The organism is Bacillus cereus group sp. MG4, from assembly GCF_040460055.1.
Lineage (GTDB): Bacteria > Bacillota > Bacilli > Bacillales > Bacillaceae_G > Bacillus_A > Bacillus_A wiedmannii.
Window position 1 is genome coordinate 179,065 of record NZ_JARVGZ010000001.1, and the last position, 15,381, is coordinate 194,445.

The window sequence follows — 15,381 nt, forward strand, 5'->3', positions numbered from 1 at the left end:
TTTTATTACTATTTTTCACATGCGACTCCATCACCATCACGATCAAGTTTAGAACTATAACCTGGTTGGTCTCTATATAAAGGCGCTTTCCCAGCACTTCTAACTGCGGCACAATTTGCGTAAGTTACATTACTATTGTTACTTACAGCAGGTTGTGTTTGAGCTTGCTGTGCTTTTTTCTGTTCCTCTTGTTGTTTACGAGCTTGCTCATCAGCCTGACGTTTTTGCTCTTCTTGTTGTTTACGAGCTTGTTCATCAGCCTGGCGTTTTTGTTCCTCTTGTTGTTTACGAGCTTGCTCATCAGCCTGACGTTTTTGTTCTTCTTGTTGTTTACGAGCTTGCTCATCAGCCTGACGTTTTTGTTCTTCTTGTTGTTTACGATCCTGTTCATCAGCTAGACGTTTTTGCTCTTCTTGTTGTTTACGAACTTGTTCATCAGCTAGACGTTTTTGCTCTTCTTGTTGTTTGCGAGTTTGCTCTTCGGCTTGGCGTTTTTCATCCTCTTGTTTGCGAGCTTGTTCCTCGGCTTGAAGCTTCTCATTTTCTTGTTTTTGAGTTTTTTCGTCCGCTTCTTTTTTTTCTAGTTCTTTTTTGTCGCTATCTTTGCGTTCTGTAGTGTTAGAAGCAACTTTTTTACTAGTTGCTGTCGTTTTTTCAGAAGTAGGGTTTGAAATACTTGATAGCACACCAAAAATAACAAATAAAATAGCAGTGATAATAAATTGTTTTTTTGCAACACCTGTCTTTTTAATTACGGATAAGATTGCTAGAATAAGGAAAAAAATAAATAAAATTAAACTTAAAGTAGCAAAAAAATTGATGACTGGGTGTTCAGATTTTGTAGTGCCCATTCCTATTAAGAGAATTGAAATCATAAAAAGAATAACAGTAGGACGACCATATTGTTTTGCTTTTCCATTTTTCTTAAAGAATGAAATGATACATAGTATTAAAAGAATAAAAGCAATAAAAAATAAAGCTGCACCAATATTACTCAAAATCGCCATTTTTATACCTCCATTTGTAAGATTTTCACTATTGATTATATAGGAACTTATTGGATATTACACGATTTATATAAATTTAGAAAATTAGTATTTTTAATAGACTTATAAACATTTATTTTATATATAAGGAAAAATAGATATATTTCCTATTTCATTTTTAAATTGAATTCATAAAGTATAATATATCGATTGAAAGGAGGGGGTTTAAATGGAATTTCAATTATTGGTAACTTGTATATTACAAGAAGGTAATGCTTTCTTTTTAGTAACGAAAGTAGACGATGTTATTACGTTAAAAGTACCGATTACTGCGGGAGTAGCAGGTTTATTCTTAGCTTTAGGTGTACCAAGATGTTCTTAATTTAAATTTCTAGAATAGAAGGGAAGGGATATACCTTTCTCTTCTACTCTTACATAATATGATTATGTAAACTAAAATATTGTTTTGCAATAGCACGTTTAAAATGGACATGCATATCCTATAATGTTTCATTGGATGTTAGTGATGAAAGGTAGTTTTCACACGTGCATGTAATGATGTTCATTAAGTTATGAAATTAAAGAGGTGCTATTATATATGAAAAGAAGAACATTTGATATTCCAGTTACATTACGAAGAGAGTGGTTTTTAATAGAATTAGCCCATTTAACGAAAAAATATGGAATTGAAATTGCAACTAGCAAAATGGAAACTGCACCGTTTTTAAGAGATCAAGTTACGGAATCAAAAATAGGATCAGGGCTCCAATACGATAAATATGATGATGAGTATATCATTGATTTATAAGAAAGAAGCTGCGTATAAAAGGTTATGAAATAGACCTTTTATACGCAGCTTTTTTAGCTAGAAATATGTTGAGAAATTTTTAATGAGCTGAATAGGAAAAGGAATGAATACATGTTGAGAGAATAACGTTTCATAAGAAAGGACAGTTACTATTTATTTCACCTGCAAAAATAACTAGAGTAAAAATAGTGCTTCCTTTCAAAAAAGGGGGAATGTTAATGAGGATTTTGAAAAGGTGTATGTTATTACTTCTCGCATTTTTTATTATGACTCCGATGGCTGTTAGTACGAAGGTAGAGGCGGAGGAAGTAAAAGAAATTAAAACGGGATTTCCAGATAAAGAAGTCTTTACACCTGGAGAATGGTTTTTAGGGCAAAAGCCTGCTAATTATGATGAAAATAAGCCTCCAATTCTCTTTGTGCAAGGAAGGAATGGGAATGCTGATAGTTGGTATGGAAAGACAGTGTATCACGATATAAATGATATGTATGACTATGCTTTAAAAGCAGGTTATCAAACAGTATTTATACAATTATATGATGCTGCTGGGAAAGGGTCAGCTAGTCAGTGGGACAACGGAAAATTGTTAGCACAAAAATTAGAAGAAATATATAATCACTTCGGTAAAAAAGTTAATATTGTAGCACATAGTAAAGGCGGTATCGATACACAGGCTGCATTAGTAGGATATGGTGCAAATCGATTTGTAGGAAATGTTATTACGCTTGCGACGCCACATCATGGCTCAAATTTAGCGGACTTATCATATAGTTGGTGGGCAGGATGGCTGGCTTCTATATTAGGTCAAAAAGATGATGGTACGTACTCATTACAAATGGGCGAAATGGCAAAATTTCGTTCAACGATTGATAATAATCCAGCAGCTAAATTAAACCGTTACTATACGGCTACTGGGACTAGCTGGGGACCAGTATTTTCTGCGCTATCTATGGGCGGGTTATATTTGTCATCATACGGTTCAAATGATGGACTAGTAAATGAGTGGAGTGCTAAGCTGCCATATGGAACGCATTTATTTACAGATTCCAGATTTGATCATGATAATATACGAAAGGGATCTGCTGTTTTCTCTCGAATTGAACCATATTTACGTACATCAAATGTAGCTGTACCAGCTTTAGTAGCATCCAGCACTAGTTCAGATGAAAATATAGAACAACTAAATACAACTTCAAATCAAAACATTTTAGGAGGAGAATTGCCACAAAATCAGTGGATAGAGCAAACCGTTACGGTTGATAAAAAAGCTGAAGGAATAGTTTCTATCTTAACAGCGTCTTCTGATGTAGAAGTACAAATGATATCTCCAGAAGGAAAAATGTATACAAATAAGGATAGCGTTATTACTACTGGTGAAGGTGAATCTTTCTTTGGTGGTGCGACAATTAGAACATTTAAATTTGATAAAATGGATGTAGGAGAATGGAAAGTTAAAATGATGGCGAAGCAGTCGAAAGATGCATTTCTAATTGTAAGCGATTTCAATAGTGGTGCACCATTTGTTCTTCAAATGCCTACAAAAGTTAAAGTGAATAAATCTGAGTATAAACTGAAAAAATCACCTGTGGCACCTGAAATGAAAGGGGATCTTTCTATAACAGTAAGAGTAGTTAATAAAGAAGGGAAACTAGTCTCTGAATACAATGAATTACAAAAGGGTAATAACAATACGTTTACTGGTGCTTTGAAGGACATAAAGCAACCAGGAGTATATAACGTTACGATGGATATAAAAGGGACGAATAACGAAGGACAACCGTATAATCGTACAATTGTTAAGTCGGTTTATGTGGAGAAGTAAGAAAGAATGAGAAGTTTTTAATATAAAAAGTACCGAACTTTTGTAGTAGAAGAGTTCGGTGCTTTTTTCATGTTTATTAGATTAACAGAAACGTACAATGGAATTTATGTTTGATTATATGAATCTAAAGAGCATTATTCAATAAAAAAAGATGCTGAAATAGCATCTGAATGTGTAGAGGATTATTAACTTAGTTTTATAACTGTTAATTCAACTGAATTAATACCATTATCACAAGTTGCAATACTTTGACGATTAAAACCACTATTATTTTTCAGTTGAAGAGTGGAATTAGCTGTCACTGTAACAATCGTTTCGCCAGCTAGTTGAAGACATTCGTTATTTGATGAAGTATTCATTTGGAAAGCGAAATCACCTTGACTATTAGCAAGTGGATTATTATTTAAAAATATAGTCATGACTGGAATATGTGGAAAGACAGGGTTTGAAGTAGTGTTAATCGTTGAAATGAAAGAAACTCTATAATCACCAGCTTGACTAAATTGTATAGTAGTAGGATTTAGTAAGGAAACTCCGCCTGCTATAGGGCCAACGTGATTAAATGGAAAAGGATCTCCGAAAGGAACAGTTATAAACTCAGTTTGCCAAAAAGTGCCGTATGCTGGACAGCTTTTTTTATGTGAATGGTCGCATGAACATTTTTTATATGAACTGGAAGAAGATTTGCATGAACATTGTTTATTTGAGTTTGAAGAATGATAGTATGAACCCAATATATTACCTCCTATTATTAATAAAATTTATACTTATAATAGTTTATGCTTGTCTTATATATAGGGTGATAGATTTGGGATATAAAGTACTTAAATGAAGAAATATAGTAATAGAATAATAGCTGTAACAGTTTTTGAAGACACAAAGGTTAATTATTTGGTGGGGGAATTCTTGAAATGTAGCAGGAGTGCTATTTAAATTGTAATTAAACCTGCAAAAACAAAACCAGTATCCTCAGTTTCAATGATGTAATCGTTTAAGTGAATCCCTGTGTTTTAAATGTTTGTATATTAGGGTTTATAGTCCTTGGACTTTATTTACGTAGTGGAGCAGGAAGAAGACGAAAAGTATCGAATGAATGTACATATGTAGCATTATTTGCTTTTGGTGTGAATAGTAGTAAAAGATACGTTGAAATATTTTAAACCGTAACAAAAGAGCGATTAAATAATAGAGGGAGCAACTTACATGGAAAATATATTAAAAGTATCTTCAAAATCAAAACCAAATTCAGTAGCAGGTGCAATAGCTGGTGTACTAAGAACAAGTGGCAATGTGGAAATTCAAGCGATTGGGGCAGGTTCTATAAATCAAGCGATAAAAGCAATTGCAATCGCAAGAGGATTTGTTGCTCCAAGTGGTATTGATTTGGCCTTTGTTCCAGCATTTCAAGAGGTTACTATTAATGATCAAGAAAGAACGGCGATTAAATTAATTGTAGGTCCTAGAAGGAAAAGGTAACTGCAGTAATTCAGTATTGAAATGAAATTTAACATAACAAACAAAAAGTGTCACAAATGCTTATGAAATAGGCATTTGTGACACTTTTATAGTTTTGTGAGAATAAAAACCTCTAAAACTGCTCATTCTTCTCCCAAGATTCCACAATATAATGTGCAATCGTCGGGTTGAATCCTTTCCCAACTAAAAACATAATCGCAGCAACTTCTGTTAAAGCGTGTTTGTGTGATGTATGTTTTGCTTCATTTAAACCGTAATCTACCCAAGGTTTTACGAAATCTAGTACAGGTTTCTTTAAAGGTAAAAACTGTGTACCGACAACTTGTTGAATTTGTTGTTGTGTTGGTTCTGTAATTGGTCCAGGCGGTAAGATTTGCGGTTGTGTAATATCAAATGTTGGTCCAGGGGGTAAAATTTGTGGTTGTGTCGGATCAATTGTTGGTGGTTTAGGCGGTGAGACACGTGCATCGTAGTTTGGCTGGTACATTTGTTGTTGGTATTGCGGTTGTTGTGGCTGAGTTACGTATGGATTTTGTTGATATTGTTGTTCTTGATTTTGTGGTGCTACATATGGATTTTGTTGATATTCAGCTTCTTGATTTTGCGGTGCTGCATATGGGTTTTGAGGATATTCATAATTAGGACGTATGTCGTATGAGTTTTGTTGATATTGTTGTTCTTGATTTTGTCGTGCTACATATGGATTTTGTTGATATTCAGCTTCTTGATTTTGTGGTGTTGCGTATGGATTTTGTTCATATTGTTGCTCTTGTTCTTCATATTGTTCTGTGTATCTTTGGTCCTGTTGCTGAGGGTAAAATGGTTGTTGTGGATAAGGCGGTTGATTATTATAGAACATATTTATTCCTCCTTCATGATGATGCCTACCACCCAGTGTATGGACGGACAAGAAAATATGTGATGAAAAAATGCGGGCGTGTTACAATAAGTAACTGGGTGAAGATAAAATGACAAAACAAGAAAAGATTCAAAAAACAATTACTTTTGTAAAACATATTTTAGAAAAAGATGCGAGTGGGCATGATTGGTATCATATTGAACGCGTACATAAACTGGCGATTTCTTTATCCGAGCAAGAAGGGGGAAATCGTTTTATAATTGAAATGGCAGCATTACTTCACGATGTGGCAGATGAGAAGTTAAATGAAAGTGAAGAAGCAGGAATGAAAAAAGTTTCTGATTGGTTAGAAGAGTTACATGTTGAAGAAGAGGAAAGTAAACATGTTCTTCATATTATCGCCAATATGTCTTATAAAGGTGGTCATGGCGGTAAAGTGGATTCACTTGAAGGGAAGCTTGTTCAAGATGCGGATCGCTTAGACGCTCTTGGAGCAATTGGAATAGCTCGCACATTTGCGTATGGTGGAGCGAAAGGGAGATTAATGTATGATCCAACTATTCCTCCGCGTGAAGTGATGACGAAAGATGAATATAGAAAAAATAACGATCCATCTTTAAATCATTTCTATGAAAAACTTTTAAAACTAAAAGACTTAATGAACACGAACGCAGCAAAACAAGAGGCTGAAGTTCGTCATCGTTATATGGAACAGTTTATTGAACAATTTATGAAAGAGTGGAATGCACAAATATGAAAATGTTAACTATGGAAAACTTATCGAAATCATACGGAGAAAAACCGTTATTTGATGGATTATCATGTAGTATTACAGAAGGACAACGTGTCGGAATTATTGGTGTAAACGGTACTGGTAAATCGACATTATTAAAAATTATTGCAGGGTTAGAAACTCCTGATACAGGTGATATGACGCATTCACGTGGTTATACAATTAGTTATTTATCACAGCAACCAGAGTTTGATGAAAAACTAACAGTATTAGAGCAAGTGTTCCATGGTGATACACCTTTAATTCGTCTTCTTCGTGATTATGAACAATCGTTATTAAATATCGAAAAAGATCCAAGTAATGAAAAAGTACAGGAACAATTATTTGCAGTGCAGCAACGTATGGATGCGATGAGTGCATGGGAAGCAAATGCGAATGCAAAATCGTTATTAACTAAATTGGGAATTACTGATTTTACAGCAACTGTTGGAAACCTATCTGGTGGACAAAAAAAGCGTATTGCAATGGCGCAATGTTTTATTGAAACACCTGATTTATTAATTTTGGATGAGCCTACGAACCATCTTGACCATGAGACAGTTGAATGGTTGGAAGAATATTTAGCAAGATATACTGGTGCGGTATTACTTGTAACCCATGATCGTTATTTCTTAGATCGTGTGACAAACCGCATTTTTGAATTAGACAATGGTAAACTATATAGTTACGAAGGAAACTATAGTACATTTTTAGAAGCGAAAGCACTTCGTGAAGAACAAGAAATTGCGCAAGAATCAAAACGTCAAAACTTATATCGCCGCGAACTAGCATGGATTCGCCGTGGTGCAAAAGCTCGTTCGACAAAGCAAAAAGCACGTATTCAACGATTTGATGAGCTAAAAGGTCAAGAAGGACCAGCTGCAAAACAGTCAGTTGATATTGCGCTTAGCGGGAGTCGCCTTGGGAAAAAAGTACTTGAGTTAAAAGATGTAACGAAAAAATTCGGTGATAAAACGGTATTACACAACTTTAATCATATTGTGAAACCAGGAGATCGTATCGGAATTATTGGAGCGAATGGAAGTGGGAAATCTTCTTTATTAAATATGCTTGCAGGCAAGTTAGCTCCTGATAGTGGTGAAGTTGAAGTAGGACAAACTGTAAAAGTTGCTTATTATACGCAAGAAAATGAAGAGATGAATTTAAATCAGCGTATGATTGAATACATTAAAGAGATTGCAGAAGTTATTCATACGACAGACGGAAAAGTAATTGGTGCATCTCAAATGCTAGAACGTTTCTTATTCCCGACGCACTCACATGGTACACCGCTTGGTAAACTATCTGGTGGTGAAAGAAGACGTTTATATTTATTACGTATTTTAATGGGAGAACCAAACGTACTATTATTGGATGAACCTACGAATGATCTAGATACACAAACATTAACAGTACTGGAAGATTATTTAGAAGATTTCCCAGGTGTCGTTTTAACTGTATCGCATGACCGTTACTTCTTAGATAAAGTAGTAGATGAATTGTTCATCTTTAGTGGCGGAGGCGAAGTGCGTGAATTCCTAGGTAGTTATACGGACTTTTTAGAAATGGAAAAGACGAAAGAACTTATTGAGAAGGCGGAAGTTCAAAAAGAGAAAAAAGTAGTAGAAGAAGCTCCGAAACAACAACGTAAACGTAAACTTTCATACAATGAGCAGCGTGAATGGGAAACAATTGAAGATACAATTGCCGAACTAGAAGAGAAAATTGAGTCAATTGGAGAAGAACTTGCGAAAGTTGGATCTGACTTCACAAAGGCACAAGAATTATCTGAAGCACAGCAGAAAACAGAAGAAGAACTAGAAAAAACGATGGAAAGATGGAGTGAGCTATCAGACATCGTTGAAGGATTAAAATAAAAACAAGCTGCATATATTGAAAAGTAAAGAGAAAAACTTTACACTATTGGTAGAACCTATTTTAGGAGGGAAAAAATGAGAACATCTAATCCAATGTTGAAAAAAGAGGCATTCCGTAAAGAGGGAGCAAGCGCTTCTGCGATGACGATTGGCGGAACAGTAGGCAAAACGTTTATTATGCTTATCTTGCTACTTGCAACGTCTGTCTATTCATACATACAAATGATGCAGGGGACGATGAAGATGCCAGTACTAATTGGTGCTTTAATCGTTGCGGCAATCATCGCATTTGCGTCTATGTTCTTCCCACGTATTTCACCTTTTGGTGCACCAATCTATGCAGCGGTAGAAGGGGTTGTATTAGGTAGTATTTCAGCGGTTTATACAATGAAGTTTGGCGATTCTATCGTTTTAAATGCTGTATTACTAACAATCTCAATTCTATTTGCAATGTTAGTGTTATATGCAACACGTGTAGTAAAGGTAACGGATAAATTCCGTACAGGCGTGATGGCAGCAACACTTGGAATTATGGTTATGTATTTAGTCGTATTTCTATTAAACATGTTTGGTGTAACTGTTCCGTACATTCACCAAGGCGGTACAATCGGTATTATTATTAGTGCAGTTGTTATCGTAGTTGCTGCATTAAACTTATTACTAGATTTCGATTTAATCGAAAATGGTGTACGTAGTCAAGCTCCGAAATATATGGAGTGGTACACTGCAATGGGACTAATGCTTACATTAGTTTGGTTATACTTAGAAATTCTTCGTTTCGTTTCTTACTTTACGAAAAATGACTAATAAAAAAATCCTGCATGAAAAATGCAGGATTTTTTTATTTTTAAAGATAAATTGATGATATGGTATAATGTGGATGTTGATAACTTGAGTTAAAGGGGGATGGAATGTGATGAAAGAGAAGAAAGGGATTATGAAAAAACTATTTTCTAAAAGTTTTTTCATAGAACTAGAAGATGCTTTAACGTATCCATCATCACAAGTTATTATTTCCACTATCGAAAGGTATGCGGTTGAATGTCAGGAACAATTGAATTTTGAGAGTAAAGTTAAACCGATTACTTTTTACTTAGAAAATGTAATGTACCGCGTTGAAATAAAGATGGCTCGCGGTGGATATTACATTTCCTGTAGTGAAGTATAAATTTTGAAACCTTACATGTTTAATATATGTAAGGTTTCTTTTTTTCTTTTATAGCATATAAAATAATATTTTTTACTTTAAAATATATTATTTTACGCTTTTTACCCTGCATACATTTTTCTTTACAATGAAGAAAAATATGTGAGGTGGTATAACTTATGATGAATCGAGTTGTATTAATCGGTAGATTGACGAAGGAGCCAGAATTATACTACACAAAGCAAGGCGTCGCTTATGCACGAGTATGTGTTGCGGTAAATAGGGGTTTTCGAAATAGTTTAGGTGAGCAACAAGTAGATTTTATTAATTGTCTCGTATGGAGAAAATCGGCTGAGAATGTAACTGAATATTGTACGAAAGGGTCACTTGTTGGAATTACCGGACGTATTCATACGAGTAATTACGAGGATGATCAGGGGAAGAGAATATATAGAACTGAAGTTGTGATAGAGAGCATTACATTTTTGGAGAGAAGGCGGGAGGGCGCATCACAATAAGAGGGGACTTTAAACAATGGTTTGGGGGAATTAGGTGGAAAGAGAAAGAATGAAAAAGTATGATGATGGAAAGAAATCAGCAAGATAAAGCATCCGAGTAGGTTTAGAGAGGTGGAACATGTTACAATACAGCTAAGAACATGCAATAAAGGAGAGTTTTTTACGTGAAGATTAAAGCAATTGAACCGACGCCAAGTCCAAATACAATGAAAGTTATTTTGAATGAAGTATTACCATCAGGAGCGCGTAATAATTATACAAATGAAAATAAAGAACAAGCACCAATGCAAGTGCAAGAAATTTTGAAAATTGAAGGCATTAAAGGTGTATATCATGTAGCCGACTTTTTAGCAGTAGAGCGAAATGCAAAGTTTGATTGGAAAGTTTTATTACAACAGGTTCGTGCTGTTTTCGGCGAAGAGGTAGTAGAAGAGAGTGAAGAACAACAACTTGCTCATTTTGGAGAAGTGAAAGTGTTTGTTCAAATGTTCTTTACAATTCCAATGCAAGTAAAGTTAACAGATGGGACGACGGAAGAACGTGTTGGTTTACCAGATCGTTTTAAAGAATCAATTATGAAAGTTCAAATGTCTGCACCAAACGTTGTAAAAGAACGTAAATGGGTGGAACAAAGTACACGTTACGGTAACTTTGAAGAAATCGGGAAAGAAGTAGTGGAAGAGATTGTTGCTGCTTATTCAGAAGAACGTGTAAATGAAACAGTTAAAGAATTATTAAACCAGGCAGGTGCTGTTGAAGTAACGATTCAAAAGCGTGAGCCATATAAAGTAACAGAAGAGATGATGAAAGATGCTGACTGGAAAAACCGTTTTGCGGCATTAGAACAAATGGATCCTACTGAAGAAGATATGCTAGTGTTGCAGATGGCGTTAGATGATGAAAAAGTTTCGATTCGCCGTTTAGCAACAGCGTATTTAGGTATGGTAAAAGGTGATGGAGTATTGCCGTTATTATATAAAGCGTTATTAGATCGTTCGGTAAGTGTTCGCCGTACAGCGGGCGATTGCCTATCTGACGTAGGTGATCCAGCAGCGATGTTCGTTATGATTAAATCTCTGAAAGATTCAAGTAAATTAGTACGCTGGCGTGCAGCGATGTTCTTATTTGAACTTGGAGATGAAAGTGCGATTCCGGCATTAAAAGCAGCGCAGGATGATCCAGAGTTTGAAGTAGCGATGCAAGCGCGTCTAGCATTAGAGCGTATTGAAGGCGGAGAAGAAGCAAAAGGTTCTGTATGGAAACAAATGACGGAGTCTCGTAAAGGAGAATAATGTATGATTGTTTTCTATGATAGTTGGTGCCCGATGTGTACGGCGGTTGCAGAACGTACGAAAAAATTAGATAAAAAGGGTAAGATGAAATTTGTTTCATTTCGAGATGAAGATGTAGTTGAGAAGTATGAACTCTCTCAAGAACTACAAAGCAAGATGGAACAAAGATTGTATATTTTAAAAAATAATAAGTGGTATGACGGGATTCATAGCATACATGTATTAGCAAAGGCTGTTCCATCTTACTGGTTTGCCGTGCCTTTTATAAAACTATCTATCGTACTTGGATTTGGAATTAAAGTATACGATTATATCGCTAACAATAGAAAACTTGTCCCAGTTGGACATTGCCGTGGTGGGGTTTGTGAAATTCCTACAAAAAAATGAAATCATCGTTATCTTTCTTTTGCACCTAGTAATAGAGCGTGATATGATGAATTTGGAATGAAAGTTGAAGGAGAGATTACAAGATGTCAAATGCTTATGAAGAATACATGCGCCAAATGGTAATTCCAATGCGCCAAGAATTAGTGCGTTCTGGATTTGAAGAATTAACTACAGAAGAAGCTGTAACAGAATTTATGGAAAACACGGCAGGGACAACTTTAGTAGTTGTAAACTCTGTTTGTGGTTGTGCAGCTGGTTTAGCACGCCCATCAGCAGGTCAAGCAGTTGTTCGTGCTGAAAAACAACCTGATCATCTTGTAACTGTATTCGCAGGTCAAGATAAAGATGCTACTGCAAAAATGCGTGAATACTTCGGAGAAATTCCTCCATCTTCACCATCTATGGCATTATTAAAAGGAAAAGAAGTTGTTCACTTCATTCACCGTCATGAAATTGAAGGTGCAACTATGGACGAAATTATTACGAACTTAGAACAAGCTTTTGAAAAGAATTGCTAAAGAAGGGGGAGAGTAAATCTCCCTCTTTTCTTTATATAGAGGTGAAACAATGATCGTAACAACAGCAGGAAGAACGAACAAAGAAATGACAGATTATGCAAACAAGGTAGCAGCAGAATTAAATCGTTCTTTCGTTAAACGTAATGACATACCAGTACATAAACTACATGAGCAGTATGAACAAGATGTACTTGTTGTAGGGAAAAACCGATTAGCTATTTATCCGAGAGGAACGGAAGAGTCATTTTTCTTTCATCCAAACTCAGCGATGTTTCGTGTGAAAAGGTTAATGCGCGGAGAACACGATCCGTTTGTACAAGCCGCGCAATTAGAGAGCGGAATGACAGTATTAGATTGTACGCTCGGTATGGCATCAGATAGTATTGTAGCTAGTTATATTGTTGGTGAAAGCGGAAAAGTAATGGGACTTGAAGGCAATGAGTATATGGCTTATATTATGGAAAATGGTTTAAAAACATGGTCTCCAACTGTTTCTGAAATTGATGAGGCAATGCAACGAATCGATGTGAAGCAAACGGAGCATTACTCATTTTTAAAACAATGTGAAGATAATAGTTATGATGTCGTGTACCTTGATCCAATGTTTGAAGAAACTGTTATAGAATCAGATGGAATAAAAGGATTAAAACACTTCGCTTTGTATCATGATATTACTGACGAAACAATTGCGGAAGCGAAGCGTGTGGCGAGAAAGCGTGTCGTTCTGAAAGATCATTTTCGTAGTTCTAGATTTGAAAAACATAATTTTCTCGTATACAAAAGAAAAAGTGCTAAGTTTCACTTTGGTGTAATTGACCCTTGCTAATTGTTTGAAAAGATGTATAATAAGCAATAATTAATTAAATATACTGTCGGTGATGAAGAGAGTAGTCTTTTTTAGAAGGAAAGCGAGCTAGGGATGGTGTGAGCCTAGTGCGGAAGAAAAAGATGAAGCGCACTTCGGAGATGCTTCTTGAACGAATAGTAGAGTAAGCCGAGGCCCCCTGTCCTCGTTATAAACGGGAAAGTGGTTCGTAATGAACAACAAGGGTGGTACCACGGGTTCAAACTCGTCTCTTTTTAGAGACGAGTTTTTTGTGTTTTAAAAATTAAGGAGGTTGTAGTATGGATTATAAAACGCAGTTTGCGGAAAGTTTATCTAATATTTTCACGAATGAATTAACGCAAAACCAAATTTTAGGTTTAATTGAAACGCCGAAACAAGATGAATTTGGAGATGTAGCATTTCCATGTTTTTCACTTGCGAAACAATATAAAAAATCACCAGCTATTATCGCAAAGGAAGTTGCGGAGAAATTAAGTGATCCATTTTTTACGAAAGTAGAGGCTGTTGGTCCTTACGTAAATGTATTTTTTAATCGTGAAACTGTAAGTGATGCAGTATTAAAAATGATTTTAGCGGAGAAAGAAGAGTACGGTCAAAGTCACTTTGGATGTGAAAAGACTGTAGTTATCGACTATTCCTCTCCGAATATCGCGAAACCTTTTTCTATGGGGCATTTACGTTCTACAATGATTGGAAATTCACTGAAACATATCGCTGAAAAATGTGGTTATGAAGTTGTAGGAATTAATTATATTGGAGATTGGGGAACACAGTTTGGAAAGTTAATTACCGCCTATAAAAAATGGGGAAATGAAGCAGTAGTTAAAGAGGATCCAATACGTGAGCTATTTAAGTTATATGTTCAATTCCATGAAGAGGTAAAAGACGACGAAGCACTAGAAGAAGAAGGGCGCGCTTGGTTTAAGAAATTAGAAGAAGGTGATGAAGAAGCAGTTGAGCTGTGGAATTGGTTCCGTCACGAATCATTAAAAGAATTTTCTCGTATTTATGAACTTCTCGGTGTTGAATTTACTAATTTTCAAGGAGAAGCTTTTTATAATAATTTAATGGAAGATTTTATTGGGATTTTAGAAGAACATGATTTGCTTGAAGAGTCAGAAGGCGCGTTAGTCGTAAATTTAGAAGAAGAGGGAATGCCGCCTTGCTTAATTAGAAAATCAGATGGTGCGACGATTTACGCAACACGTGACTTAACGGCAGCGTTATATCGCCAAAACACATATGCATTTGATAAAGCACTTTATGTTGTTGGCCCAGAACAAAGTTTACACTTCAATCAATTTTTCACTGTATTAAAAAAGCTAGGCTTTACTTGGGTTGATGGAATGGAACATGTACCATTTGGGTTCATTTTAAAAGACGGTAAGAAAATGTCGACACGTAAAGGAAGAGTTATTTTACTTGAAGAAGTACTTGAGGAAGCAATAGACCTTGCAAAACAAAATATTGAAGAGAAAAACCCAAACTTAAAACAGAAAGAAGAAGTAGCAAAGCAAGTCGGTGTTGGCGCAGTTATCTTCCACGATTTAAAAAACGAGCGTATGCATAATATTGAATTCTCATTAGAAAATATGCTGAAATTTGAAGGTGAAACAGGACCGTACGTACAGTACACACATGCACGTGCGTGCTCTATTTTAAGAAAAGAAAGTGTAGAATTTGAAACGTGTACGTTTGCATTAAAAGATGATCATAGCTGGAGCGTCGTAAAATTACTGAATAAGTTCCCACAAGTAATTGAAGTAGCCTTCAACAAAAATGAGCCATCAATCATTTCGAAATACGTATTAGATGTAGCACAATCGTTTAATAAATACTACGGCAATGTTCGTATATTGGAAGAGAGCGAAGAGAAAGACAGTAGACTGGCATTAGTTTATGCTGTGACAGTTGTATTAAAAGAGGGATTGCGTTTACTAGGGGTAGAGGCTCCTGAGGAGATGTAACATAAAAAGGTGTATGTATCATTACAGATATGTATACCTTTTTTATTTTGTATAGGAACGGTGTAAGCAGTATTTTCATATTATTAAAACTATATTTTTTGGGG

The 15,381-nt window shown here is 35.5% G+C and carries 17 protein-coding genes and 1 other annotated feature; of the genes, 14 read left to right on the top strand and 3 right to left on the bottom strand.

Going from position 1 to position 15,381, the window contains the following annotated elements; translation table 11 throughout:
* Positions 1-8: 8 nt before the first annotated feature.
* Positions 9-1,007 (bottom strand): excalibur calcium-binding domain-containing protein, encoded by a 999-nt coding sequence (locus QCI41_RS00990; RefSeq protein WP_353838667.1) that lies wholly within the window; start codon positions 1,005-1,007, stop codon positions 9-11.
* 208 nt (positions 1,008-1,215) lie between these two features.
* On the opposite strand from QCI41_RS00990, the gene exsG reads away from it, so the two are divergent.
* The 3 genes from exsG to QCI41_RS01005 all read left to right on the top strand — a co-directional run bounded on the left by exsG (position 1,216) and on the right by QCI41_RS01005 (position 3,617).
* Positions 1,216-1,368 (top strand): exosporium protein ExsG, encoded by a 153-nt coding sequence (gene exsG, locus QCI41_RS00995; RefSeq protein ID WP_000395678.1) that lies wholly within the window; start codon positions 1,216-1,218, stop codon positions 1,366-1,368.
* 216 nt (positions 1,369-1,584) lie between these two features.
* On the top strand, positions 1,585-1,794 hold the full coding sequence (locus QCI41_RS01000; RefSeq protein ID WP_353838665.1) for a hypothetical protein: 210 nt from the start codon (positions 1,585-1,587) through the stop codon (positions 1,792-1,794).
* A gap of 239 nt (positions 1,795-2,033) precedes the next feature.
* Positions 2,034-3,617 carry an esterase/lipase family protein gene (locus tag QCI41_RS01005; protein WP_483299072.1) on the top strand — a complete coding sequence of 528 codons (1,584 nt, stop codon included), beginning with the start codon at positions 2,034-2,036 and terminating at the stop codon, positions 3,615-3,617.
* Positions 3,618-3,802: 185 nt separating this feature from the next.
* On the opposite strand, the gene QCI41_RS01010 is transcribed toward QCI41_RS01005, so the two are convergent.
* Positions 3,803-4,351, bottom strand: coding sequence for a preprotein translocase (locus QCI41_RS01010; RefSeq protein WP_097918182.1), 549 nt, complete (start codon positions 4,349-4,351; stop codon positions 3,803-3,805).
* Between the two features lie 469 nt (positions 4,352-4,820).
* On the opposite strand from QCI41_RS01010, the gene spoVS reads away from it, so the two are divergent.
* Positions 4,821-5,093, top strand: coding sequence for a stage V sporulation protein SpoVS (gene spoVS, locus QCI41_RS01015; RefSeq protein ID WP_000427790.1), 273 nt, complete (start codon positions 4,821-4,823; stop codon positions 5,091-5,093).
* Between the two features lie 112 nt (positions 5,094-5,205).
* On the opposite strand, the gene QCI41_RS01020 is transcribed toward spoVS, so the two are convergent.
* Positions 5,206-5,952: a hypothetical protein gene (locus tag QCI41_RS01020; protein ID WP_353838661.1), complete on the bottom strand. Its 747-nt coding sequence runs from the start codon at positions 5,950-5,952 to the stop codon at positions 5,206-5,208.
* A gap of 109 nt (positions 5,953-6,061) precedes the next feature.
* On the opposite strand from QCI41_RS01020, the gene QCI41_RS01025 reads away from it, so the two are divergent.
* The 10 genes from QCI41_RS01025 to argS all read left to right on the top strand — a co-directional run bounded on the left by QCI41_RS01025 (position 6,062) and on the right by argS (position 15,277).
* Positions 6,062-6,709 (top strand): HD domain-containing protein, encoded by a 648-nt coding sequence (locus QCI41_RS01025; RefSeq protein ID WP_087982623.1) that lies wholly within the window; start codon positions 6,062-6,064, stop codon positions 6,707-6,709.
* Positions 6,706-8,601 (top strand): ABC-F family ATP-binding cassette domain-containing protein, encoded by a 1,896-nt coding sequence (locus QCI41_RS01030; RefSeq protein ID WP_353838660.1) that lies wholly within the window; start codon positions 6,706-6,708, stop codon positions 8,599-8,601. The genes QCI41_RS01025 and QCI41_RS01030 overlap by 4 nt, the downstream gene beginning before the upstream one ends.
* Before the next feature lie 75 nt (positions 8,602-8,676).
* On the top strand, positions 8,677-9,408 hold the full coding sequence (locus QCI41_RS01035) for a Bax inhibitor-1/YccA family protein (protein ID WP_001260655.1): 732 nt from the start codon (positions 8,677-8,679) through the stop codon (positions 9,406-9,408).
* A gap of 106 nt (positions 9,409-9,514) precedes the next feature.
* Positions 9,515-9,769: a DUF4318 domain-containing protein gene (locus QCI41_RS01040; RefSeq protein ID WP_353838658.1), complete on the top strand. Its 255-nt coding sequence runs from the start codon at positions 9,515-9,517 to the stop codon at positions 9,767-9,769.
* Between the two features lie 158 nt (positions 9,770-9,927).
* Positions 9,928-10,266, top strand: coding sequence for a single-stranded DNA-binding protein (locus QCI41_RS01045; protein WP_000982025.1), 339 nt, complete (start codon positions 9,928-9,930; stop codon positions 10,264-10,266).
* 164 nt (positions 10,267-10,430) lie between these two features.
* Positions 10,431-11,558 (top strand): conserved virulence factor C family protein, encoded by a 1,128-nt coding sequence (locus QCI41_RS01050; RefSeq protein WP_048560522.1) that lies wholly within the window; start codon positions 10,431-10,433, stop codon positions 11,556-11,558.
* Positions 11,559-11,561: 3 nt separating this feature from the next.
* Entirely contained in the window at positions 11,562-11,945 is a 384-nt protein-coding gene (locus QCI41_RS01055) for a thiol-disulfide oxidoreductase DCC family protein (RefSeq protein WP_353838657.1), read from the top strand.
* Positions 11,946-12,028: 83 nt separating this feature from the next.
* Positions 12,029-12,463, top strand: a complete 435-nt coding sequence (locus QCI41_RS01060) for a BrxA/BrxB family bacilliredoxin (RefSeq protein WP_000063705.1) — start codon at positions 12,029-12,031, stop codon at positions 12,461-12,463.
* 49 nt (positions 12,464-12,512) lie between these two features.
* The gene (locus QCI41_RS01065) at positions 12,513-13,289 is read left to right on the top strand and encodes a class I SAM-dependent methyltransferase (protein WP_353838656.1); all 777 of its coding nucleotides are present in this window, start codon (positions 12,513-12,515) and stop codon (positions 13,287-13,289) included.
* A gap of 40 nt (positions 13,290-13,329) precedes the next feature.
* Positions 13,330-13,544, top strand: a binding site (T-box leader).
* A gap of 44 nt (positions 13,545-13,588) precedes the next feature.
* Positions 13,589-15,277, top strand: coding sequence for an arginine--tRNA ligase (gene argS / locus QCI41_RS01070; protein ID WP_353838655.1), 1,689 nt, complete (start codon positions 13,589-13,591; stop codon positions 15,275-15,277).
* The last annotated feature ends 104 nt before the right edge of the window (positions 15,278-15,381 follow it).